At 36.6% G+C, this 26,264-nt stretch carries 19 protein-coding genes; 4 read left to right on the forward strand and 15 right to left on the reverse strand.

Features of this window, described 5'->3' with window-relative positions; genetic code table 11:
- Nucleotides 1–102: 102 nt before the first annotated feature.
- From AC1DSE_RS10635 to AC1DSE_RS10685, 11 genes are all read right to left on the reverse strand, one after another.
- Nucleotides 103–1,038 (reverse strand): glycosyltransferase family 2 protein, encoded by a 936-nt coding sequence (locus AC1DSE_RS10635; protein ID WP_477509113.1) that lies wholly within the window; start codon nt 1,036–1,038, stop codon nt 103–105.
- Nucleotides 1,019–2,116 (reverse strand): DegT/DnrJ/EryC1/StrS family aminotransferase, encoded by a 1,098-nt coding sequence (locus tag AC1DSE_RS10640; RefSeq protein ID WP_477527666.1) that lies wholly within the window; start codon nt 2,114–2,116, stop codon nt 1,019–1,021. Before AC1DSE_RS10640 ends, AC1DSE_RS10635 begins: the two co-directional genes overlap by 20 nt.
- Nucleotides 2,117–2,138: 22 nt before the next feature.
- The gene (locus AC1DSE_RS10645; protein WP_477509115.1) at nt 2,139–2,696 is read right to left on the reverse strand and encodes an acyltransferase; all 558 of its coding nucleotides are present in this window, start codon (nt 2,694–2,696) and stop codon (nt 2,139–2,141) included.
- On the reverse strand, nt 2,693–3,094 hold the full coding sequence (locus AC1DSE_RS10650) for a sugar 3,4-ketoisomerase (protein WP_477527667.1): 402 nt from the start codon (nt 3,092–3,094) through the stop codon (nt 2,693–2,695). Before AC1DSE_RS10650 ends, AC1DSE_RS10645 begins: the two co-directional genes overlap by 4 nt.
- Nucleotides 3,095–3,550: 456 nt before the next feature.
- The gene (locus AC1DSE_RS10655; protein ID WP_477512861.1) at nt 3,551–5,515 is read right to left on the reverse strand and encodes a YfhO family protein; all 1,965 of its coding nucleotides are present in this window, start codon (nt 5,513–5,515) and stop codon (nt 3,551–3,553) included.
- Between the two features lie 150 nt (nt 5,516–5,665).
- Nucleotides 5,666–8,248, reverse strand: coding sequence for a hypothetical protein (locus AC1DSE_RS10660; protein WP_477512863.1), 2,583 nt, complete (start codon nt 8,246–8,248; stop codon nt 5,666–5,668).
- A complete protein-coding gene (locus tag AC1DSE_RS10665) occupies nt 8,245–9,612 on the reverse strand; it encodes a mannose-1-phosphate guanylyltransferase/mannose-6-phosphate isomerase (protein ID WP_477512864.1) in 1,368 nt (455 codons plus the stop codon). The genes AC1DSE_RS10660 and AC1DSE_RS10665 overlap by 4 nt, the downstream gene beginning before the upstream one ends.
- Entirely contained in the window at nt 9,612–12,869 is a 3,258-nt protein-coding gene (locus AC1DSE_RS10670) for a glycosyltransferase (RefSeq protein WP_477527668.1), read from the reverse strand. Before AC1DSE_RS10670 ends, AC1DSE_RS10665 begins: the two co-directional genes overlap by 1 nt.
- Nucleotides 12,866–13,756, reverse strand: a complete 891-nt coding sequence (locus AC1DSE_RS10675) for a class I SAM-dependent methyltransferase (RefSeq protein WP_477527669.1) — start codon at nt 13,754–13,756, stop codon at nt 12,866–12,868. Before AC1DSE_RS10675 ends, AC1DSE_RS10670 begins: the two co-directional genes overlap by 4 nt.
- Before the next feature lie 28 nt (nt 13,757–13,784).
- Nucleotides 13,785–15,047 (reverse strand): ABC transporter ATP-binding protein, encoded by a 1,263-nt coding sequence (locus tag AC1DSE_RS10680; RefSeq protein ID WP_477512867.1) that lies wholly within the window; start codon nt 15,045–15,047, stop codon nt 13,785–13,787.
- A 17-nt stretch (nt 15,048–15,064) separates the two neighbouring features.
- Complete coding sequence (locus AC1DSE_RS10685; RefSeq protein ID WP_475443650.1) at nt 15,065–15,859, reverse strand: ABC transporter permease; 795 nt, start codon at nt 15,857–15,859, stop codon at nt 15,065–15,067.
- 282 nt (nt 15,860–16,141) lie between these two features.
- Here AC1DSE_RS10685 and AC1DSE_RS10690 point away from each other — a divergent pair, with 282 nt between their 5' ends.
- The 3 genes from AC1DSE_RS10690 (at nt 16,142) to AC1DSE_RS10700 (ending at nt 20,076) form a co-directional block, all read left to right on the forward strand.
- On the forward strand, nt 16,142–18,403 hold the full coding sequence (locus AC1DSE_RS10690; RefSeq protein WP_477512868.1) for an O-antigen ligase family protein: 2,262 nt from the start codon (nt 16,142–16,144) through the stop codon (nt 18,401–18,403).
- 207 nt (nt 18,404–18,610) lie between these two features.
- Nucleotides 18,611–19,624 carry a peptidoglycan DD-metalloendopeptidase family protein gene (locus tag AC1DSE_RS10695; RefSeq protein WP_441876316.1) on the forward strand — a complete coding sequence of 338 codons (1,014 nt, stop codon included), beginning with the start codon at nt 18,611–18,613 and terminating at the stop codon, nt 19,622–19,624.
- Nucleotides 19,625–19,629: 5 nt separating this feature from the next.
- Nucleotides 19,630–20,076 (forward strand): bactofilin family protein, encoded by a 447-nt coding sequence (locus AC1DSE_RS10700; RefSeq protein ID WP_441876313.1) that lies wholly within the window; start codon nt 19,630–19,632, stop codon nt 20,074–20,076.
- A gap of 83 nt (nt 20,077–20,159) precedes the next feature.
- Here the strand turns inward: AC1DSE_RS10700 and AC1DSE_RS10705 are convergent, their stop codons facing one another.
- The 4 genes from AC1DSE_RS10705 to AC1DSE_RS10720 all read right to left on the reverse strand — a co-directional run bounded on the left by AC1DSE_RS10705 (nt 20,160) and on the right by AC1DSE_RS10720 (nt 24,260).
- Complete coding sequence (locus tag AC1DSE_RS10705) at nt 20,160–20,954, reverse strand: ABC transporter permease (protein ID WP_076268918.1); 795 nt, start codon at nt 20,952–20,954, stop codon at nt 20,160–20,162.
- The gene (locus tag AC1DSE_RS10710; protein ID WP_441876309.1) at nt 20,947–21,867 is read right to left on the reverse strand and encodes an ABC transporter ATP-binding protein; all 921 of its coding nucleotides are present in this window, start codon (nt 21,865–21,867) and stop codon (nt 20,947–20,949) included. Before AC1DSE_RS10710 ends, AC1DSE_RS10705 begins: the two co-directional genes overlap by 8 nt.
- A gap of 519 nt (nt 21,868–22,386) precedes the next feature.
- On the reverse strand, nt 22,387–23,769 hold the full coding sequence (locus AC1DSE_RS10715; protein ID WP_477527670.1) for a sugar phosphate nucleotidyltransferase: 1,383 nt from the start codon (nt 23,767–23,769) through the stop codon (nt 22,387–22,389).
- Nucleotides 23,770–23,819: 50 nt separating this feature from the next.
- Nucleotides 23,820–24,260 (reverse strand): PilZ domain-containing protein, encoded by a 441-nt coding sequence (locus tag AC1DSE_RS10720; protein WP_441876300.1) that lies wholly within the window; start codon nt 24,258–24,260, stop codon nt 23,820–23,822.
- A 404-nt stretch (nt 24,261–24,664) separates the two neighbouring features.
- On the opposite strand from AC1DSE_RS10720, the gene AC1DSE_RS10725 reads away from it, so the two are divergent.
- Nucleotides 24,665–26,220, forward strand: a protein-coding gene (locus AC1DSE_RS10725; RefSeq protein WP_477527671.1) for an IS3 family transposase whose coding sequence is annotated in 2 segments (ribosomal slippage) — nt 24,665–25,304 and nt 25,304–26,220 — 1,557 coding nt in all. Because the reading frame shifts where the segments join, the coding sequence is not laid out codon by codon here.
- Nucleotides 26,221–26,264 lie beyond the last annotated feature (44 nt).

Raw genomic sequence — 26,264 nt, forward strand, 5'->3', positions numbered from 1 at the left:
GAATACGATACATTGTAATTAGTTACCTTCAACAATATTAAATAAATGATATAAGTAGAAATCGTATTAATGCCGCCACTTAATACATATTTTAAAAATACCTTATTCGTAATTTTCATCCACAATGTATGACGGTCTGGCTCTACTTTCATCCAATATCCTCCAAAGATACTCTCCAATAATACCTAACATAATCATAATTATACCAAGTAAAAAGGTAATGAGCGCTATAATTGTTGTCCAACCTTGTAGTTCTATCATACCAAACACCGTTCCAACAACTACAAATACTCCATACAAAAAACTAAGCATTGCAGTAATAAACCCTATAGCAGACATAAATCGAATTGGTGTATAAGAAAAACTCACAAAAGAATCTATAACCAATTTAATTTTTTTGGATAGGGTCCATCTTGATGTTCCGAGTTTTCTCTCTTGTCGTACATATGGAACATACTCTCTATCATGTCCTAACCAATAAATCAGACTCATAATATTTGTGTTCTTTTCATTAATATCCAACACTTCTTGAACGACTTGTTTATCAATTAAAAGAAAATCAAATCCACCTTTTGGATAGCCCTTTAATGCGAACTTCTCCAGTAAAAAATAATAGCTGTTTGAAAACATTTTCTGAGAGAAAGATTCTTCACGATCTGACCTTGTTGCAAGAATAACTTTTTTACCTGACTTCCATTCCTTAATCATATCTTCATATAGCTCTGGCGGATCTTGTAAATCAGCAGATATAATTCCTACGCAATCGCCAGTAACATAGCGTAGTCCAGCCTGAATAGCAGCCATAGAACCAAAATTTCGACTTAGCTTTACAACTTTAATACGAGAGTCCTTTTCTCTAGCTTCCAATAAGAGTCGTAGAGAGTTATCTTTTGATCCATCATCCACAAATATAAATTCTAATTCACAGTTTGGTAATATATTATGCAAGTTCTGTAATCTTGGAATCGTGTGAGGAATATTTAATTCATTATAGTAAACAGGCACTACAATAGATAATTTAAAGTGCTCTGTATTCATTCATGACCTCCACAACTTTCTCAACATMCTTATGTTCCATTACTGGACTTATCGGTATGCTTACAATTTCAGAATGAATCTTTTCCGAAATAGGGAAACTTAAGTCTTTCCATTCTTGATATGCCTCTTGCTTATGAGGAGGAATTGGATAATGGATCATCGTTTGTATTCCGTTTTCGCTCATATAATTAATGAATTTTTGACGCTCTACTGTTCGAATTACAAATACATGCCATACATGAGAATCAGTTCTATCCTCCACGTGAGGTAATACAATATGCTCATTATTTATGTTTTCTAAATAATAGGATGCAATTTTTCTTCTATAATCATTGTCCTGGTCTAAATACAATAATTTTTCTTTCAAAATCGGAGCTTGGAACTCATCCAATCTGCTGTTATATCCTTTGTATAAATTCTCGTATTTTTTATGTGAACCATAATTTCTTAACGCATATAGTTTCTCATACAGTTCCTTATCATTTGTAGTGATAGCACCGCCATCTCCTAATGCTCCGAGATTTTTCCCAGGGTAAAAACTGAATGCAGCAGCATCTCCTAAATTCCCTGTCTTTCTCTCTCGATACACAGCACCATGAGCTTGCGCACAATCTTCAATAACCTTCAAGTTATATTTACGGGCTATTTGATTAATTGATTCCATATTACAAGTTTGTCCATATAAGTGTACAACGAGTATGGCCTTCGTTTTTGGTGTGATTTTTTCCACAATTTTATCAGGGTCTATGTTGTATGTTGAAATATTAGGCTCAACCAAAACAGGAGTAGCCCCATTTGCTGAAATGGATAACATAGAGGCAATGTATGTATTAGAAGGAACAATAACTTCATCTTCTGGTCCAATATCATAGCCTCTAAGAATCAACTCCAGAGCATCTAATCCATTTGCGACACCTAAACAAAAGTTTACAGCACAATATTCAGCGAAACTAGCTTCAAACGCCTTAACCTCTTCCCCTAAGATGTACCAGCCCGAGTGGAGTACTTTACTCATACTATTTAGAATTGCCTCTTCATGACGCAAATTAATTTTTTTCAAATCAAGAAACGGAATCACTACTATCACCTATTTCTTCAAATTATTGTATTTCCTTAATCATACCATCAATCATAATATATTTTTTTGAACAAGAAGGACAAATCAAGCTGTCATCCAGCTTTTCAGCGCAATTACAAATATATCCTCTGAAGCGAGCTGGATTTCCAAACCACAAAGTATTATTCGGAATATCACTAGTGACCACTGAGCCAGCACCAACCATTGCATACTTACCAATTGTATTTCCAGCAATTATTGTAGCGTTAGCTCCAATTGATGCCCATTCCTCCAAAATTGTTTTCAAGAATTTGTCTGGATATTGTTTTGAACGAGGTTTCAAGTCGTTGGTAAATGTTACATTGGGACCAATAAATACATTATCATGAACAGTTACACCGTCCCAGATATATACTCCTGACTTAACAGTGACGTTATTACCAATGATCACATCGTTTTCTATAAATGTGTGATCATTTATGTTACAGTTTGAACCTATTTCAGCACCAGGAAGAATGTGCGCAAACGCCCAAATTCTAGTGTCACCACCAATACGTTCAGTTTCAACAATCGAATGCGGATGAGCATAAAAGTTGTTCATGTACCGTACACCTCAACAAATTCAGAATAGTCTCTAATATAGTCATTTGAGTCATACAATTCTGATGCAAGTACTAGCAACACACAATCAGTAGAAAAATCATACATTTCGTGCCAATCATTTGGCTCAAGAAGAAGTACTTTTGTAGGAGAATCCAAAATAATATCCGACTTTCTATTCGTATTATCCAAATAGACTTTGCAACTACCTGATACACATATTAAAGCTTGTCTAGTTCTATGATGTGCATGATATCCACGACGCACACCTGCTGCAGTACCATAAATATAAAATATACGCTTCATTTCAAAGGGTATCGTATTATTTTCTTCGATTACGGTTAGTAAACCTCTTTCATCGCCTAGTTCTTTTATATCAATCACTCTAGAAGCAATCACTTTAATCCCCCTCGTAAAATGTTTTCTTTCATTCTTTTCACAGCTGTACCAAACAATTGAATAGAATGCACTTAATTACTATTTAGTACCCTAACTGGAGGTAGAGGTCGAAACCGTATCAAAGCACACATGGTCGAGAAATATAAATCGAATCCATGGTTTGAAAAGAAGCTTTAACCGCTTTACCTCCAATTAGAAAGCTGTAGTAAATCATCTTTCTTGTATACAATTTTAAATCGCAGTTCTTAATCATACGCTCTTATGACTACTCCATATCCGTAGTCACTTGATGATCCGTGTCTCCATCGCAACGTTTATAGTCTTCTAAGACCTAAATGGAACAATGAAATCAACAAGCACATCTTAAGATGTTTTTTATTCCCCTTTCGGAACGAAAGGCACTTCTTTTTCAATCTATTATACAACTGGAATATTACGTTAATTTTCCACTTGTTATCATTTACAGTTACTAATACGCTTATAAATTAAGTAAACTCCATAAATAGATAGCAAAATCCATGAAACAAAAGAAATCCATGCTGTAACTATTGTATTTATCGGTTTAAACTCAAACGTTATACGGTTACTTCCAGCATTCACTTTTGTCCCGAATATTCCTCCTACAAACTCTTTAAGATCAGTATTTTCATTATTAACCTTAACTTTCCAGCCTTTGAAATATGTTTGTTGAAGTATTACATATCCGTCATTTTCCATGTTTATCTCAATCGAGAGTTCATTGGGGCTATAATCAATATAAGAAGGTGCCATTTTAGAGGACTCATCTGTAACATCTAGTTGTCCATCTAGAGTTTCATATACTGATTTATTATCTACTGCATAAATTACCGGATTATTCTCAATCGGTAATTTATTGCTTTGATATGCCTCAGTAAATTTATTCAGCTCAAAACTGCCTACATACCCCCCTGTTTGAAATTGTTTTGTAAATATTGTATAACCCATTACGTTTGGGTACGCTACTGTGAATTTATTATCAATTTTTACTGGAGCAGAATTATTATATAGCTCTTTAATTTCTTCTTTAAAAGCATGAGGACGTTCTTTAACTCCAATTGTATATTCCTCATTTCTAAATACACCAATAAAACTAAATATTATTGTCGAAATACATATTATTGTCATAAACGCTTTTACTTTCACATGAGAATATAGTTGTGAAATTATTAGTAGTATCACAGTAGTGATTCCTAGCTCAGATAGTGTAAATCTAGGAATGTTAATTGTATTAATTTTTAATATGTAGATTAATATAAAGAAAATTGTGATTACACAAAACACCCATGTAAAAATTTTAGTAATTCTCTTGAATAAATTAAATGCCTCTATTTTATTAACGTTATATATTTGCTCTATATTCCCTATGGCCAATAGAATCAAATAATAAAAATAAAGGTATCTAAGTCCAGCAGGAAATCTAAATGAACTCATACTAGGAACCAACTCATAAAAAAGTCTATAAATAAATCCATTATCCCCCATAGTTAGTAACACAGAAAGAATGATTATAAATACGAGAAAATATTCATTTTTCTTGTTCGGTCTTTTGGAGAACGCAAATATCAAAATAGGAAGTGAAATATAGACATTAGTCATTGATAAATTAATATCTTGTCTTGCGGTATGAATTAATTGTATAAATACTGGCGATATGAACCCTAACCAGTGCCATAGATTTAAGGAAGCGCCTGTAGCTAGTTCCCATGGTATTTCCTCTCTAGTAATTTTCCCTACTATTTCAAGAGTTGTATAAATACTAACTAAACCAAATAAACATGCAACGAAGAAAACAATAAGTGCACTTTTGATATGACTGATTAATATTTTCAATTTATTTTCATGTGAAAATAGATGCTTAATAATAAAAACATACTCAATTAAAATGAATAAAACACTTAAAAAAATAAATGGAGGATAATTATTTAATATAATTAAACCTAAGGTTACACCAATTAATATAGAAAATTTTATACTTTTACTACTTTGATGATTCTTGACCCACATTCTAAATGAGAAGTGCAATAAAGGAAATAATACCATTGCCACTAAAAAAGTTAGATGCTGCGCATTGCTTACAAATTGGCCACAAGTAGCATAAGCGATACCGCCAACCATACAAAGCCAAGGTTTTTTCACTGATATATACAAAGACATATACATAAAAATCGCGGCTAATAATATAAGTATTACATATTGAAGTTGCATTATATACTGTGTATAACCAATAAGTCCAAAAACAATTGTTATCGGTGACCATACTGATACACCTATTAAATGTGATAGAGGGACACCTCTATAAACAAATGGTTCCCACAGCGGTAATTGTCCTTCTTTTAATGCGTCAGACACTGCTACAGAAAGAGGAAAAGCAGCATCATAAACATCCCACTTTAACCACAAGTTTCCTAAGAGTATAGGATTATAAATTACGAGTAGAACTATGATCATAATAAATATTGACATTCTAAGAGGATAACGATTTAAAAAACTTATTACGTAATTCAAAGTAACACCCCATGGTTAATTTATTCGATATAATAAGCATATTCATTATTTAAATATTAAGTCTTTAATAACAATTCCTAATTCTCTACTATCCTCATTTCTCCCAATTTCTTTTGGGATAAATGATTTATTTAATGAAATAGTCAAGTCTACATCTGTAACTAACGGTATTTCTTTATTTATTTCTACTGTGAAATCTCCTTTTTTTAGAGTCCATATTTTTTTTTCTTGATTATTGATTTGTACTGATAATTCTATATTGTCAAAAATATCAGGAACTATTCCTTTGATAATTAACGTTCCTTCCATTCCACTTTTAAAGACTCCATTAGCTTCTTTTGCAATCCATCTGTAGTTTGATTCTTTTGGATACCATCCCTCTAATAACTTAGCAGTATCAAAAGAATTCGTAATTCCCGTAATACTTTCAATGTCTCTTTGATCGATTTCCAATAAATAATAATTTGATGTATCAACTCTCTTTGTGTTTGGAGATTGCTCAAAACCATTAATAATAGCCTTCACTCCTTCATAGCCTTCAACATCGCCTTTTGGCATAATTATATATTTCACATTAGCCCACTCTAAATACTTTTTAAACTCTTCACTAGAACTAAATAATTCAGAGTTACCATACCTAGAGCTCATATGAGGTATATCTTCATATCTACACGATAATTGATTCAAAAGTTGTTCTTGGCCTCCAGTAGGACGCAAAAAACTTATACAGTTTGCTGTTTCATTTTTCTGCGATAAATATGTTTCAATCTCTAATATTCCTTCACCCTCGAATAACTTCAATTTGGTATCGTACGATTCTAAATTCGACTGTGTTATATCTGAAGAAAATTTAGATGTTCCGTAACTCCATGAAAAATGTGAAACCATCATCACATAGGATTGTACTGGGATAAACATTATCATACTAATAATGATAACTTTTCTAATGTTCTGCGATATTACTTTAATCAACACAAAAAATGCAATCAAAGTAAACACTACTACAGGAATGTAATAGTTACCGTCCCCTCCATAAGGCAACGTAGAGATATTATATATTCCTGAAAGCATAATGGGTAAAAAAACAATGAATAACGAATACTCTTTAAGCTTCATTTTTTTATAGTATGAGAGTATAACTATTAAACTAATTATCCAAACAAACAAGTATAAATTACTAGGCCATACCATAACATAATGGTTATATCCCTGTGGATCAAATAATATTTTAGCCCAATGATGCAGCAAGCTTTTATCATCGCTTAAAAAGAACTCGCTATTGGATCCTAGAAAAGGATACTTAATTTGAAAACCTAATTTGGCCCAAAGGCTACCTAGTAACGGATAAAAAGGATAGCCTGTTAATTTATAAGTCCTATAACAAATTGCTAATATAATAAATACGGATGAGAGAAGCAAATAACACCCTAATACTTTTTCGTTAAAGACTTCTATTACTTTCAGTTTTCTATCTTTAATCTTTCTAACTATAAAGAGCAATACAAATCCGAATATTAACAGCGGAATATACATTACACTTGTGATTTTCCCGCCTAACGATAAGATGGATGATGAGAGTCCTAATATTAATGGAAATAAGTGATTATCTTTATTCCAAATCCATAAGTAATATGCTGCAGCTATTATAAAGAAAACAGAAAAAATATCTGTTTTAGCTGTTGAAGCCATATTCGCAATTGCTGGAACGCTTGCCAATAGTGCAAGAATCAAAACACTATAATTACTATTATTGGTTACATATCTACTAAACAAGAATATAACTATCAGCACAAATGCATAAAAGAGAATATTTACTGACAGTACAAAGCTATAGTCACCAATATCAGAGAGGGGAACAGCGAATAATTCGAACAACTTTGGATAATAGTGGACAGCCATAACCATTCCAATATTATCGAAAAAAGAATTGTTCCCAATAAGAACTTGTTCAGGTCTCAATCCATACCACAATGAATCATAATCTAATGCTCTATTTGTCTTGGCAAATTGCATCATTATTATAGTTAGCACAAAAGATAAACCAACTTTACTAAACTTACTGACACTGTAGGCATTTTTCAGTATATAAAAAGAAAGTGGAGTATATACTCCCTTAAAAAGACTGCATATGTACAAGCCAATTGTCATTATTCTTAAATGATTAAATTCACCAAACCCACATGCAGATAAAACTATTGCAAAAAGACACCATGTGACAAAACCGAAAATAAACAATTGAATATAGGTGTCGAGTGTAATCAATTGTTTATTATTTTTAAATATCCTCCACACAAAATGCCCAATCGATATTATCATCTCAAAGTATAATACAGCTAATAACGCGGGAAGAAAAACTTGATGTAATTGCAAATAAATCAACATAAGTATGGGTACTAAAAATAATGCTCTAGTTTTATTTACATGTATAAGTATCAAAGCAATCAAAATAAAAAATACGATTAGTTCAAGTCCCCCCTGAATAGTTTCGGGTTGAACCATATGCCATTTATAAACATCAAACAATATATTTTTGATAGCAGTTATATTGAAAACCACACTCAATGTAATCAATATTGTTGAAACTACTATAATATTCATCTTTTCATTTAAAATTTTCATGATTTTCACCGAACTTTCCCATTCTTTCGGACCACATCATCTTCCTCAACATACTCCCCTGCCTGTACCTCAATCAGATGAAGATCTATTTTCCCTGGATTCTCCACTAAGTGCTCATCACCCATTTTAATAAACGTTGATTCATTGGTTCGAAGTAAAGACTGCTCGCCATTTACCGTAATTAGAGCCGTTCCACTAACGACGATCCAGTGCTCATTCCGATGAAAGTGTTTTTGATTGCTTAACTTTTGACCTGGTTTAACAACCACTTTTTTTATTTTGTAATTTTGCGACTTATCTAATATAGTGTGATTGCCCCACGGTCTGTATGCTGTTACATGATTGTCACTCAAATTTGACTTTCTATTCTTCAACTCATCAACAATTTGTTTCACCTTTTGTGAAGACCCTTGCTTTGAAATCAATAGCGCATCCGCTGTATCGACGATTATGAGATCATCCACATCTACTGTAGCAACTATCCTTTCATTTGAAACAATTAAGTTCCCTGAAGAGTTGATACTAATATGCTGCTCTGTAATCGTATTACCATTTTCATTTTGCGGTAGTTCATCATACAACGCTTCAAAGCTGCCCAGATCTGACCAACCGAAATTTGATGGTACAACCTTTACAATACTGCTTCGTTCCATAACAGCATAATCTATGCTATCTGCTGGAATCGATTGCATATCATTTGAATGAATTCTACAGATACCCTGATGTTTATATGATTTATCATATGCCGTAAGAGAAGCTTTATAAATATCGGGAGCATGCATCTGTAGCTCTTTCAGAAACACTCCCGCTTTGAACATAAATATTCCACTGTTCCAATAAAAATTTCCGAGTTGTATATATGTTTCGGCGAGCTTCCGATCAGGCTTCTCTTTAAAGGAAAGCACTTTGTTGCCATCCGCTTCAATATATCCATAGCCTATTTCAGGATATCCAGGCGTAATTCCAAAGGTCACAAGATGTCCATCTTCTGCCAGTTGTTTTGCTTTATCTAAGCAAGAATAGTATTGCACCTGATTTTTCACGATATGGTCTGATGGTGTTATAAGCAGCAATTCATCCTCATCCACTGACAAACATGCAAGTGCTATTGCTGGAGCCGTATTTCTCCCCACTGGTTCAAGCAAAAACTTAGCTTCTTTCATTTGAAGCTCATCTAAGTGATCTAGGGCTAGAAAATATTGCTCTTCATTCGAAACGATTAACGTATTTTCGCAGATCGTATGATTACGTTCCACAGTCATCTGGAATAATGAACGATTGGACATGAACTTATTAAATTGTTTTGGATAAAGCGTTCTAGAAACGGGCCATAATCTGGTCCCGTTTCCTCCACACAAAACTACATTTATCATTAGGAATTCTCCTGATTTGTGATGTCTAAAGATAAGATTTCCTTTGCAGCTTCTACAGTAAAATATTTTTCAACGTAGCCTATTGAAGCCTTCGAATTTATAGTCCATGTATTAGCGTCATTGTATATTCTAATGACAGCATTAGAAAATTCATTCTCATGATTCGTGACTGTTAATACACCATCTATCTCTTGCAATCCTTCAGCTCCAATTGAGGTTGTTACAACTGGTACCTGATGATACAATGCTTCAACAACTTTTCCTTTAACTCCAGCACCGTAACGCAACGGAACAACGACGACTCTAGAAGTAGCATAATATCTTTCTAATTCATTATCAGTAACATAACCTGTTATTATAATGTTACTAGATTGCTTTTGGATCAGATCATCTGGAGGATTTGATCCAACGATAAATAACTTGATATCAGGGATGCTCATCTTTATTAGAGGTAAAATGTGATCAATAAACCAAACGATACCATCATAATTCGGTTTATGATTAAAACCGCCAACAAAGAGGAGATCATTTCGGTCTGAAAACCCGGGTACTAGGCTATTCACCGAATATACGCTGTCATAAGGAAATAACGGAATATTCCTAATCGGTTTATCTAAAATTTGCTCCTGAAGTACTTTTTGTTCGTAGGAGCCTACAACATGAATAACATCTACAGCATGAAATAACTTAAACTCGGTCTCTTTCCACTCCATAGAAGATTTTAATAGACTCGGATTTTTTGTTATTTCATAATTCCGCATTTCACGGAGATAATGAAGATCGTGACCGAAATAAATAATCTTAGCTTTTGTATGCATTTTAAAGGTGTCTATATACTTAATTGATATATGAGGTCGATTCAAATAGACGTAATCAATATAACTGCCATTAGTTTTGATCCATTGGTTTATATTTTTAGCGTACCAATTTCCATATATGACTTCTATTCCGATTTGTTGGAGCTCACTTGTATAAGGCTCATGTCTATAAAAGTTATCTCCAATGAAAATCACGCGAAAACCCATTGAAACCATGAGCTTCATATATAGATTAGTACAGCGTCCTCCCGCATCCTTATCATAGTGAGGAACATAATGATCTACTACAACAATTGTTTTTTTATATTTAGACCGGTCACGCGCTAAAAACACATGCTCCGCGTTTGCAAATTGATCTCTCTTCAATTCGCCCTTCCACTTTTGAAGAAACTTTTCTTTGTTCGTGACCTGGTAGCTTTTAATTCCACTACCTGTATCTGTCCCATGAGAAATGCCTTCAAAATGAACAATTACTGACCTAGGCTGCAACATTACTTTATAGCCAAGGCTTCTTATTGCAAAAGCCAAATCTGTGTCCTCAAAGTATGCAGGAACATATTGTTCATCAAATCCGCCAAGTTTAAGCCATAAATCATGTCTAACCAAAATAGCGGCACCAGAGATATAGTCTACCTCTTTCACATAACTATATTCCGATTTATCTGGATCATCTAATCTTCCGAAATTCCAGCCGCTAGCATCGTTCCAGATGATTCCGCCTGCTTCTTGCTGTCTGCCATCCGGATAAATAAGTTTCGAACCCACCATCCCAATGGTATCGTCTGATTCAATTAATTGTAGTAAATAATCTAACCACTGATCTTGAACATTTGTATCATTATTTAGAAAGAAGATATACTTCCCTTTTGCATGTTTTGCAGCATTATTGCAATTCAGAAGAAAACCGCGATTAACACCATCTCGGATAACCGTAATATTTTTAATATATGTCTCAATATTTACAGTTTCATCAGTAGACATATCATCTGCTATTATGATTTCGTAAGATAACCCTTTTGTGTTTTCTAATATAGATGCCAAGCAGGCGTAAGTATAACTAAACTGGTTGTAAACTGGAATAATAATAGATACCTCTGGATCTGCTTGAAAATCAAATTCCAGTTTTGAATACTCATAGTTATTAAACAACTGAATTGGCATTTGAGGTTCACTCGAAATTTGGTGTCTATTCATAAAGCTAWCAATCCGATGCTCAACTAGACTAGCCTCTTCTGAACTCAAGTAATATTTCAGTTTCTTTAAATTTGATTTATTTAAATTATTAATTAGCAATTTTGGGTTTCTAAGAAACCTCGAAAAAAGTTTTACAGCCAATCTAGCTTTACTATTAGAGGGTATAACCGAGTCCCGAGTTTTATAATATGTTTTTAATAATCGCCAACCACTTGATTTATAAATGTTTTCTAATTCTCGTTCTTGAATAAGCAGTTGTTGGATATGTCCCTCTTTATTAAGAATAGATTGATTTTTCTCAGTTATGAATAGTTCCAATGCCTTGATTTGGTCTATTTGCTCATCTATTGTTTTCTCAAGTCTTTCGGCTCTTGAATGTATATTTCCAAGTAAAACAAAGCTTTCTTCTAATTCACTATTTTTATTAAATAATTCAATGTTTTTATGCTCAATATCTTGCTTCAGTTTTAAGTTGATATTCTCAAGATCAGCTAAAGTAATAACATTATTTTGCACCTTTGATGCATTTGAAAAATGCCTTGATTCACCGAATACATAGTTTTGAAAACCAATTTCCATCTCCTTAAATTGTTCAATGTGTTCCTCTTTTATGCCCAAATATGTATATATTTCAGATATGCTAATAAAACCAAGTAAATTTCCCTCATACTTGCTCAAAAACTCTGTAACACTTCTAAACATTACGAATTCTACAGGTAAGTAAAATTTGAATACCCATTCATAATCTATTACTGTCAATCGTTCACCGTCAAAAGTTAAATTATCGAATGTTAAATCAATATTAATGGGCTTAAGACATAACACATTCCGAAGATTCACTTTCTTTTTGAACACATTTTCAAACAATTGTTCTGATTCATAGTTTTCGAAAAAGACCGTATCTTGTTTATGAATCATTTGCTTGTAGATACCAAGATAATTTAAAAATAATTTTTTATTATTATTTAACATTGATTTATATAAATAGCTTTCTAATAATGGAGAATCTGAGTATTCAAAAGTAATGGAATCTCCATCAAGCTCAGAATTCGCTATCTGAACTGCTTTCATTGTATGTTTTAAAGTATTATAATTATCAAACATTAGGTTAATATGATGAAACGCTTCAGGGTTTAATGCTTTTTTACGAGTAAAAAAAACACCTGATTTTTTATAAATAATCGTTTCTGTCTGGAATTCAGGCAAGCGTTCTCTATTATATTTCGTAAACAATATATCCATCATTCATCACCTTGCCTAGAAAAAGTTAAAAAAGAATTTGCGAAAAACGGAAACTGATTATTATCAACAATATTGTTAAATGTGCTTTGTTCATTAAATAATAGATAGCGGTCCCGATCATAGTTAGGTGTCGTTCTTATATCGCCCGGCTTAGGAAGATAGAGATCTGAATATATTTTGTTAGGTAACTTGTAATCAGGTAGCGGATAATAAAACCGATTGCTCAATAAGCCGGATTCATAAAGAAGTTCTTCTAACTCATTTCTACTGAATGTTTTAACACCATCATTTTGTAGATATCCTTCAACACTTTCGAACAGTTTTCCAGAATGATCTTCTCTAGCACCAGCCCAGTATTTTAACCCAAATTTATTTTCGATGGCTACTATTAACATTCCATTCGGTTTAAGTAAGGATCTAACTAATTCCAGAAATTTTTTGTGTGGCTGTACACCGTCTATATATTTTCCAGCGTATTCTAATACACCTATTAAAGTTATATAATCGAATTTTTTTTCAAAATGTATATCCTCAATATTACCAACTATAATCTCTAGATTCTCTTGTTTTTTACATCTATGCGAAATGATTTCGGCTCTTTTTTTCGACAATTCTACCGCTGTAACATCATGTACCTGTTTACAAAATAGACCCGTTAAAGCACCGCAGCCTGCTCCAATTTCCAATAAAGAAGACTCTTTTTCAAATGGATACCATTGCAATAAATTCCACCTTAATGGAGACAAGTGATAAAGTATGGGCCATCTCTTATTATCTTGAAGAATACTTTCATATGAATCATATTTTTGAACGATTTCTAGCAATTCATTTTCAACGTCACCATCACTATAATAATCACTGCCACTATAGTATTTTAGGTTTAACTTCACACTATTCCGCTCCATAGTAACCTCTTCCCTAACCCAAACGTTCGATATGAATATTGGTATTTAAATTTGTTATGCCAACAATGGATTTAAATAAAACAACTCTAAAAAAAATAACGTCATATAATCGATGATAAACAACCAGTTCATCCCCAACATATCCTGTACAGCCTAATGACAGCATATAGTCTCCATGCTGCAAATTTAATTGATGAACAAAAGTAACGATTACTTCATCACCTTGTCTATAATCTCCAGTCAGAACACTGTCATACCAAGAATTACTACCTGCTATTTCAAGACCTTTTACATCTTTAATCGTATACGCAAAGATTGGGTTTGAAATATCTTGATGAAAATGGATTTTCATTTTAAATGTAGTCATTTCGTCACTTTGTAACGTTGTATTTAATTCATTTGCTTCATTGAATATGCCATAGTCTACAATTTCAATTTGTTTGTCGCCATATTCCAATCGATGAGGATGTATCTCCATCTCACCTTTCCAATTAGAATTGGATTCTTTCGTTATGTCTTTAACATTATTACGTGTTGTACTCTTAGTTATAATTTTTTTGAAAATATCTACCATTTCTTTAGGAGATCCTTGATTAATTAGTTCTCCTTCATTCAAGACAATAGCTGAAGTACAGTATCTTATAATACTGTCTAATGAGTGAGTCACAAATAAAATTGTCTTGCCTTGCTCTTTAAACTCATCAAACTTACGATAACACTTCGCTTGAAAATGAATGTCACCTACTGCTAATGCCTCATCTACAATTAAAATATCAGGATCAACATTTATCGCAACGGCAAAAGCTAATCTGGCAAACATACCGCTTGAATATGATTTGACAGGTTGATTTATAAACTCACCGATATCGGCGAAAGATAAAATATCATCTAATCTTGCATCCACTTCTTCATTACTAATTCCCATGATTGTTGCATTTAAATAGATATTCTCCAGACCAGTATACTCAGGGTTAAAACCAGCCCCTAGCTCTAATAAGGCCGAAATTCTTCCATTTACATTTACGCTTCCTGAAGTAGGAGTAAGAACACCTGTAATTATCTTCAACAAAGTGGACTTCCCAGATCCGTTTTTACCGATAATTCCAAGCGCTTCTCCTTTTTTCAATGAAAAGCTTACATCTTTTAAAGCTCCAAAGTCTTTATGATATTTTTTCTTCACAGGATTTAATGCTTCTTTTAATCGATCCGAAGGTTTGTCATACAATTTATACTTTTTAGTTAGATTACGGACTTCAATTACAAACTCATCGCTCATTTACATGTTCCTTTCTATTACAAAACATCTGCAAAATGCGGACGAAGTTTTTTAAAGACAACTGTACCTACAACTAAAACAATTAAAGTAAAACACCAATAATATATTGTAAGATTTGGATACTCCCAAAACCATTTATGATAAATAAAAGAATCCCGATATCCTTGTACAATGTAATAAAAGGGATTTAACTTAAAAAAGAAATGAAATCTTTCAGGAACCATTTTCAAAGAATAGAAAATGGGAGTTAGCCAAAAACCGAATTGTATCATCACTGATATAATCTGACCTACATCCTTTAGAAATATAACTAATGATGAAGTAATCCATGAGAGCCCTATTACTAGAATAATTGCTGATGCTAAATAATAGATTACCTGTAAAGAATAGATCGAGGGAAAGTAACCGTATAACGCAAACATTACAATCATAAATATCAAGAAAAATAAATGTATATACAAAGCTGAATATACTTTAACTATGGGAAGAATACTTACTCTAAAGACTACCTTCTTCACCAAATAACTATTATCAACTATCGAATTTGTTGAGTTTTGTATACTATCAGACACAAAGAACCATGGGACCATTGCACTTACTAGCCACAAAATAAATGGAAAATTATCAATTGGCACCGATTTAAATCCAACCTGAAAAATAAACCAATATATAATAATTTGAATGGTTGGTTGTATAAATGCCCACAGAACTCCTAAAAAAGATCCTAAATATCTAGCTTTAAAATCGCGTATTGAGAATTCCCAGATAAACTTTTGTATATTCTTAAAATCTCTAAGAAAGCTTAAAACCATCCTTAATATCCTCATTTCTTTAAACGAAAATCTTGACTAATCTACCCCTGCTATCTTACCAAAATTCCTCCCACATTAACACCTTATTCTACCTTTACACCGAATAAATTGTAGAATTTTTCCGATTCCCTCTCTATTTCGACAAAACCTCATATTCTACAAATTTGTAAACTACATACAAATCGCTTGTCCTAATATAGTAATCTACTCCCCCATTTGTTAAAATACAAATAAAGCTAAATGTTTCATATCTACATAACGATGGATGAGGAGTACATACGAATGAGTGCACGGAACAAATCAAAAAGGAATACGAACACTTTAAATGCTGATTTTGCGCTTTTGAGGTGGATTGGGGCAATTGGAATCGCTCTATTTCTAGTCATCTTCCCCTATGAGAGAGCATTGTTTAACGGCTACGAATTAAGCTTTGAAGGCCCTATTTATGGAGCACTCATCTTCGGTTACGTGATGCTTGCCTTTACTGCATTTTATGTGTATCGCAACTCACAGATGAACAGTTATCGCGGAATTTTGTCGATTGCCGTCATGCTGCTTCCCTTCATTTATTGGTTGTCATCATTACAGGCGGTTTCAACCTATTATGCGAAGTTTATGACTCTCGTATTTTTCCTACTTGCTGCTTTATTCATAGGCGCTCTGTATTTTGCAGAAAATAAGCTAACCCGCAAAACGATTGAATACGCGGTTATGCTCTCTTCTTATTTAATTGTTCTATTTGGTTTACTCAACCTTTTTGGTCAACTCTATTATAAGGATGCGCTATGGCTTGCACATGACGGCTACCGCCTTTCGTCGGTATTCCAATACTCAAACTCATACGCCGGCTTCCTAGTCGCTTTATTTCTAGTTAGTTTGTATTATGCAGTTCACTGCGTGCGTCCATCTGCAAGAATCATTCATGCTGCCATGCTTGTACCGATTTGGATTTCATTCATGCTCACATATTCACGCGGTGCAATTGTTATTATTCCAGTTATGCTGCTTATTGTGCTGCCTTTCTTACGCTTAACGAAGCAAATTACATACATCGTGTTTATGGGCGTATCTGTAGTGGTTTCCATGGCTGTCCTTGGAAAACTAACAACGATTGCTGATAAAATAGCTACACTAGTTCAACCTACTGAAACGAAAGCGCCAAGTACAATTTCCTTGTTCAGCTCACTGCCTATGCAGGGCTGGGGATTACTTGTGCTCGGCCTACTCATTGTTACTGGCCTTATTATGCTTTACCATGCCAAAGCTGCTAATTTCCTAGAAACGAAGCTTACCAAGCTTTCTTCGTACAAATGGTCTTTTGCGGCTGTGCCTGTCATTACTATCGTACTTACTGCTGTAGCAGCGATCAGCCTTCTTGGCAGCAGTGCTATTCGCGGCCTGCTTCCTGACAAAATTGCTGCACGCTTTGAAAATATTAACCTCCAACAGCACAGCGTTTTGGAACGTTTAACCTTTTACAAAGACGGTCTTCGTGTAGCTGAGGATTACCCACTGCTTGGAGGCGGTGGCGGCGCTTGGCAAGCCATGTTTGAGCAATATCAGAATAACCCTTATTGGAGCAGACAAGCACATAGCTTCTTTGTACAAGTTCTTGTGGAGAGCGGTTGGCTTGGTCTATTAGCAGTCGTCGGACTGCTCGCGTTTGTATATTTTTTATACATCCGATCCTTTATTCGTTATCCCGAGCTTAGAGGCAGCCATTTTGTCTTTTTCATTTTTTCTTTGGCGCTGCTAGTCCACAGTGTGATCGATTTTGATATGAGCTATATTTATATTATCTCTCTCGTCTTTATTTCTCTCGGTTGTATGCTTGCTCCATATAGCCACAAGCTAATAATCGAACGTATGAATGGTAAGCTTAATAAATCTTGGCCAAAAATCGCATATCCAGCGGTTATGGCGTTATTGTCTATATTCCTTCTAGTCATTGCGATTCGAGAAACTAACGCAACTAGTAACTATAATAAAGCTATCGATTTGGCAGTTGGGCAGCAAACTTCTTTAGAACAACTTCTGCCTATACTTGATCGTGCCATTAAGTCTTCACCAACACAGCCTTATTATAAGCTTACGAAAGCTGACTGGCTGGAGCAGGCTTATAAGCAAACGAACACCGCTACATTCCTTGATCAAGCTCTTAGTACTGTAAAAGAAGGCAGAAAATATGATCCTTATAATCGAAGCCTTCTAATGTCGGAATATCGTTTTCTGCAAGAAAAAGGGCTTTTTGAAGAGTCGCTAGCAACGATTAATGAAGGCGTCAAAAAATTCCCTTGGGATATCAATCTATATGAAGCTGCGATAACCTCATACGCCAAAGCAAATCAAACTGCACTTACAGAAAAGGATGAAGCTAAAGCAAATCAATATGCTCAGCAGGTTGTCGATCTCTCTAACGAAGTTAAAAGAAGAATCGGTCAGCTAGCTTCACTTCCAGCCGAGCAGCAGCAAGGACGTACATTTGCAATGACACCAGGTATTGAGGAAGCAGTTGCCCAAATAGAGCTTGCTTCGGCACAATAAAGTGTTGTAATGATCTCGTATTACAAAGACTGCCCGCTTGCACAATTCATGTGCGACGGGCAGTCTTTCTCGTTTCATACAAGTTTCACGCAAGTTTCTTGTATGTTTCACGCAAGTTTTATGGCATGTTTTACTTCGTTTAAGAATAAATAGCAATAGAACGTTCTGATCGTTTATAGCCAATCTTAAGTAGGAAGGAGAAGTCTATTGAAACGAGTCCAGAAGCCAAAATGGTCTTTTGTCGTGCTGCGCGGCGCTGACAAAACCGTTAAACAGTTTCACGTTTCAAAGCGATCGGTCTTTGCCGCTCCAACAGCGGTAGTAATAGCGGTTACGGGCTGTATTGCGGGGCTTCAAATAAAGTCGGCCTATGAAATGAACCAATTGGAAGAACAGATGTCACAACAAGACGAACTATTTGCCCAAACCGTTTCCGATAAAAACGAAGCTATTGTCTCGCTGCAGCAAGAAATAATCGGATTGTCAGAGCAAGCAAATGAAATGAAAGAGAAAATCGATGATCTGCAGCAGCTCGAACTAAAGCTGAAGCAATTTATCGCAAACTATGGCAGCAAACTTGAGACCTCTACCTATCTGACGCCAATAGACAAAAGTGAGACAACTGTAAAAATTCTTTCCGATACTTCCTCAACAGGAAATCGGAGCTTTAACGATTCGAAGCAAAGCAAACAGTTTGTTTTGCTCGCACAGGAAACAGGACTTCATCTCGCCGATTTGCAACGGATGGTCGAGACGATGGAGGATTCATTAACGTTGACGCTGCAGCTCGCACAAGCGACGCGAGTCTCCGTTGATGCTTATCCTTCCGGCTGGCCGACACGCTCCAAAATGCTGACCTCTGGATTTGGTTATCGAAGAGATCCTTTTACTGGACGAACGGCTTTCCACGCTGGACTAGACATCACTGGCAAGCTAGGAGATCCCATATTTAGCGCAGCAGACGGCACTGTATCGGACACTGGCTTCAATAACTCACTGGGCAAGTATATTATCATTGATCATCTCGGAGGCCTGCAAAGCGCCTATATGCACTTAAAGGAAATCGAAGCGAAAGAAGGCGACACCGTCGTTCGAGGCGAAAAGATTGGTTTGCTCGGATCGAGCGGCAGAAGCACTGGTCCGCATTTACATTTCCAAATTATGCAGAAAAACGAGCCTGTTAACCCTTTACCATTTTTGTCATTAATAAAGGAGGATTAATGTTTATGTTCAAGGACCATAAGCGTCTGGCAGCCACTGATACATTAATTGGCCAAGGCACGATAAGCGAGGGCCGGCTAATTTGTGAAGCAAGTCTTCGCATTGAGGGGGAGCACCGAGGCGATATCGAATGCAAAGCTGACGTCATCATTGGAGAATGCGGTCTTGCTCGCTCGAATATTACGGCGCGTGATATTACCATTGCAGGAAAGGTGTTCGGAGATATCGTCACCAAGGGGAGGCTAATCATTACTTCCTCCGGCACGTTAACGGGGGCAATTACAACCCAAACACTTATCATTCAAGATGGYGGCAAGCTGAATGGCAACTGCTACATGGAGCAAGCAGCTGACAGCAAAAATCGTGTGCCAGTAGAATCCGATCCACCACACATCATCGGTAAAGAAGCAGTAATTAAAGAATCCAAAGATAAATCTCGCCAAGCAGGATAATACAGCAAAAAAGCCGTTCTACATGTGCATGTCTTCCGAAGAAGCAGCATGTATAGAAACGGCTTTTTTAATTCATCTAAAATCTAAGCTGCAACATCGCGTTTCTTAAAGGTATACCATGTAATGGCGATGAAAAGAGCATAATAAACACCGAGCACCACAAGCGAAAAGCCTAAGGTCATGCCCTCTCTCATCGGATTTCCATCCAAGTATTGCGTTAGATTCAAATGAATAAACAATAGATAATCGATCCAATTGTAATCGAGCATCGCAATTAAACCAATAAAGCTGTTCACGCCTAGAAGAAGAAACAATGCCATACCAATTGCTAAACCGCTGCTGCGGAATACAGTAGAGAGCATGAACGCAAGCGTTACGGTAACAACAAGCGAAATTAACGTTAAGCCATAATACTTAAGCATATACGAAAATGGATTCGTTCCTTCATCTCCAACGAAGGTTGGCTTTATATCCGGCGACGCATTAATGCCGAAGCAAATCCAGTTCACGAATATCGTCGTAGCAAACAGTACAATAGCAAGCAAAAGAGCGAATATCATGATCGAAATATATTTAGACAACAATATTTTCGAGCGTGACCAAGGCCTGATAAGCAAAAGCTTGATGGTGCCACTCGTAAATTCCTCAGCAACGCCGCCAGCAGCGATGACTACAGTAAAGATCGTAACGAGCAGAAACAAAATGGAGGATTCCATAAAAGCAACATCCCACATCGAAGCATCTCTACCGCCGAATATTACCCATAAAATAGAAATCGCCAGAACTAACAAAACCAATATACCGGTCATCACCCATGTGCGAGGACGACGGTAAATTTTCATATTCTCATTTTGAATAAGCGGCAAAAAATTACCCAATTCGTTCCCCTCCTGTCACTTCTAAAAATTGATCTTCAAGTGTCTTAACCTGTACGCGAATGCCATAAACCTTGATTCCAGCATGAACGAGAGAAGCATTAATGGCAGCTGTGTTTTCCTTATCCGTCTCAACCGCTATGGCATCTTTGCCTTCAAGCACCGCGGAAAAGCCAGATGTGAACAGCACATCCATCGCTGCCTGCTGACTGTCTACTTCAATAACAACACGGTTATGTACTTTAGCTGCATGCTCACCCTTAATGGTTCGCACGTCTATGAGCTTGCCATTTTGAATGATCGCGACACGATCACACATAAGCTCCATTTCAGATAATAAGTGGCTCGATACAAATACAGCAATACCTTCTTCTTTGGAAAGCATGCGCAAATAATCACGAAGCTCTCTTATCCCTGCCGGATCCAAGCCATTCGTAGGTTCATCCAAAATAAGCAGTTGGGGTTTATGCAAAATAGCCTGTGCTACGCCAAGCCGCTGCCGCATGCCGAGCGAATAGGTTTTCACCTTATCCCGAATTCGCCCTTCAAGACCAACAAGCTTAACAACCTCATGAACACGATGCTCTGTGATGCCTGGAATCATTCGTGCATAATGAATTAAATTATCATAGCCGCTCAAGTATTTGTACATTTCAGGATTCTCAACAATCGCTCCGACATGGCGAATTGCCTTTTCGTATTCCTTCGTAATGCTATGTCCTCCAATAGTAATTTCACCATCTGTGAGCGACATTAAGCCAACCATCATTCGAATCGTAGTGGTTTTACCCGAGCCGTTGGGACCAAGGAAACCAAATACTTCCCCAAGTGGGATATCAAGCGTTAAGCGATCAATAATCGTTCTGCCGCCGATTTTTTTGGTTACATTTTTTAATTTAACAATAGGCTGATCCATATTTGTGCTCCTCCTTCAAAAATCCAAATCCTATTCATTATAAACGATTAAGGAAACAATTGGTAGTTTACAAAAAAATACACCTCTACTCTACAGTTAAACTGTAGGGCAGAGGCTCTCATTATCATTTGTGCGATAGGGCTGTATAACATGTTCGGCAACTTTCGCATCTGCACGAAGGAACATTTTATAGTCATAGTTACTGGTCTTACCCGGCGATCCTACTATAGCATCCAGCCTATCCTGCTCCACGCTGCATGTTAAGCAATAACCCATTGGATGTACCACTCGGAAAAATCCTGTTCGAAACAAAATATCTGCTTCAGGACTTAAAAGCATCTCCCCGCAACTAACACAATAAAAACGGTCCTTTGAACATATCATTCGATAGATCGCTCCCTCTCTCTTTCGTAATGATTGTATCAACCTCAACATTAAAAACGGCATTAAGCGTTAAATGGCAGAAGTTCTATCATAACGTCGATTTGCAATCCATCCCAAACATGCTTTAACAGCATATTATACACTATTTAATTGACTAGTGATTTCATCCCATGTCGTTCCAAGCCTTATAATGTCATCCTCATTAATCTGTTTGCCTGTTTGAACCTCAATTAGCTCAACGTCCGTAATTGCCCGCAGGCTGTGCCTCGTTCTCTCCGGAATCGATACGGTATCGCCCGGCTCAACATGACGGTACAGATCATCCAGAATTAGCACTCCCTCTCCTGAGATAATGGTCCACGCTTCTCTTCGCTTAAAATGCATTTGATAGCTTATATTTTGGCCAGCTGCAACAAAAACCCGCTTTGTAACACAATGAGTTCCTGATGACAAGACAACGGAATCAACAATTTTGGAATGTCCCCACCTGCGCTCCTCATACTTTGGACGCTCATTCATGAGTTTAAGCTTCGCATCGAGCTCATTACTCGCATTTTTGCTAGTAACCAAAATGCCGTCGGGACTTGCCGCAACAATCACATTCGTAAGCCCAATAATGGAGATAGGAATGTCCAGCTCATTGATGAGCTGGGATTGCTCGCTGTCATCCGATATTTCGCCCATGCCTAGTCGTTCAAAGGCCAGCTCCTCGGATAATGTTTTCCATGTGMCAAGATCTTTCCACTCACCGTCGTAGCAAATAACTGAACGAGAGGTTTCTTTTTGCGATACTTCAATTTCGAAACTTGATTTAGGAATTTTCGTATACTGTTTATATAGTTCATCATAATGGATAGGCAGCCTGCGATTCATGAGCAAAGTAATCATATAATCAAGCTTGAAAGCGTAAATACCGCTATTCCATAACGCTCCGCCTTTTATTAATTGATTAGCTTCAGCCTCATACGGTTTCTCTTTGAATGAATGTACTCTACGTTCATAGCTGTCATCATCATTGCTGTGCCGATTGGCTTCTGGAACGATATATCCATATTGCTCTGACGGATAACTTGGCTTAGTCCCAACCATAAGCAGCTCAGATTTGCTTTCTCTGATCAGCTTTGGAAGTCCTCTTATACATGAGAAAAAATCACAGCTTACATAAGCATCAACTGGTATGACAATGACCGTTTCATTTAAAGATACGCCCGCGATTGAATACAAATAAGCAGCGGATAACGCTATCGCAGGAAACGTGTCACGCTGCTCAGGCTCAATGATAAGCGGTGCTTTTACACCAACCTGTCTTTGTAAAATCTCCACCTGCTCACGGCAAGTCGAAATGCGAGAATGCTCCTGCAAATCCGACTCTTCCAACTGGCGCCATATACGCTGCAGCATTGATTCCATGCCGCCGTTTGGACTCTCCAGTACAGTTAAATATTGTTTTGCTCGACTACTATTCGACAAAGGCCATAATCTCTTCCCAGATCCGCCTGATAACAAAATAATTTTCAAGGCATGTCCCCCTTCTAAGTTGTTATTGAATTCTACTTCCTATCAGATCGTTAACTACTGTAATACAGCCGTTTTGTATTCAATAATCTGCTGTATAAATAATGAATTTTTTTCTGCTGTGGCTGACTTTCTAATATTTCTTGGTTCATGACACCAATAATAAGAGAGCGAAGTGTATTCGAGCATTCAAATAACACGCCATGAGCGAATTGATTATCTTGTTTCAAATTCCAAACGATCCGACCGCGAATCATAATCTGCACATTCGAAATCGTCATTCGAAATTCAACAAGATAATTGGATTGAATCGGTAATTGCAAGCCGGATAAGAAGCATAAACCATTTTGGCTTAAATTAAGTAGAAGTACTGTAGTCGTAGACGACGTCAACAATTGTCCATCTTTACTAATTAGCCGCAGCTCTGCCTTAACGCCCTCTGTAAAGCGTAGCCTAATGTGGTTGCGCGAGGCATCATTTGAATTCATCGCCATGCTTAATTCCTCCATCATACCTAATAGCAATAACAATCCTTGTTACAGCTCAAATACTGGACTCCATTTCTATTAATGCCTATTCATCTAGCAAGAAATCTATTTCAAGTACAGTGACGGCTGCGTCCCAAGCTCCCTCTCCGCTATCCATCTCTACTTTATCTCTTAACCTCTGACCAACTACATATAAATTACTAATAATGATAGATATATTAACATCATTATACCCGAGTCCGCGGATGGAATATGTCGGTTAATGGGCGCGGCTTTCTTCTAATTTGGTGGCATTTTGTCGAAAAACAAAAGGGACTGTCGTCTGAAGTAATGAAGCTACTTTGATATGCTCCCCAAATAGTAGACAGGTGAAATAATAAAAAACCTGTTGCTATGAGGGGAGCATTTTCATGTCTAAAGTTAAATATTCCGCATCAGAGAAACTTACCATAATCGGAGAGATCGAAAGTGGTGAACTTGGCTCTATGGCCGCTGCGTATAAATATGGCTTATCAAAAACAACATTGGCGAAATGGCAACGGAGGTATAAAGTCTATGGTTTGGAAGGGTTAGAAATTCAGACGTTAAACCGCAGCTATACCGCAGAACTTAAGCTGCAGGCGGTGTTGGATTACCTTAAGGGGGAAATATCCCAATACGATATTATTGATAAATACAAGATTGCGAGTAGAACACAGCTATCGAACTGGGTAAAGAAGTATAATAGTCATAGCAGCTTAAAAGCCTATAGAGGGGGAGCAAGGGCTATGACGAAAGGACGTTCTACGACATGGAAAGAACGGATAGAGATTGTTCAGTATTGTCTAACAAATAACGATGACTATGGGAAGACTGCGGAGCAACATCAGGTTTCCTACCAACAGGTATATCAGTGGGTGAAGAAATACCAAGACGGCGGGCAAGATGCGCTGCAGGATGGACGTGGACGTAAAAAGACCGAAGAAGAGTTAACTGACATAGACCGCCAAAAGCTTACCATGAAGAAGATGCAGGCTGAAAATGAACGCCTACGCGCAGAAATTGCATTCCTAAAAAAGTTAGAGGAACTCGAAAGAAGGCGACGCTAAGTCGAGTAAGTCAAGAAAACATCTATCTTGCCATTCAAGCTGTACAGCAAGATGGGCAGTTCAGCATTAAGATACTGTGTGAAATTGCAGAGATTCCACGATCAAGCTATTACAAATGGTTGAACCACAAGCCTAGCGTACGTGAACTAGAAAACCAAAAACTCACAAAAGCGATGATCTCTCTGCATGAGAAAGTAGGCGGTATCTACGGGTACCGTCGATTAACCCTTCACTTATGCAAAGAAACGGAGCAGCAGATTAACCACAAGCGCATCCAGCGCCTCATGCAGCTGCAAGGCATTCAGTCAGTGATCCGCCGTAGAAAGCGTAAGAAATATGCAACATCAACGCCTCAGCACGTGGCTGAGAACTTGTTAAACCGCGAATTCACTGCGACAAAGCCGAATGAAAAATGGGTAACAGATGTAACGGAATTCAAGTATGGTCAAAGTCAAAAGGCGTATTTAAGCGCCATCTTAGACCTCCATGACAATACCGTTGTATCCCATGTATTCGGGCACTCGAACAACAACAGCCTCGTGTTTCAAACCGTCAAAAAGGCGATAAAGGCAGCACCAAGAAGTAGACCGATGCTGCATAGTGACCGAGGCTTTCAATACACTTCTCAACGGTTCAAAAAGTTATTTGGAAAAAAATTAACCCATAGCATGTCTCGCGTAGGGAGATGCATTGATAACAGTCCCATAGAATCCTTCTGGGGAACCCTGAAGTGCGAAAAATATTATTTGCATACATACCGAACTTTTGATGAGCTTGAACGGGACATTGAAGCCTACATTCACTTTTACAATTACGAACGATTACAGGCGAAACTAAACGGCCTCAGTCCAATGGAGTTTAGGACTAAGGCCGTTTAACAGGTTTTATTATTTGTAATGTCTACTTGACGGGGTGCAGTTCA

It is taken from the genome of Paenibacillus sp. 01L418 (genome assembly GCF_056400045.1).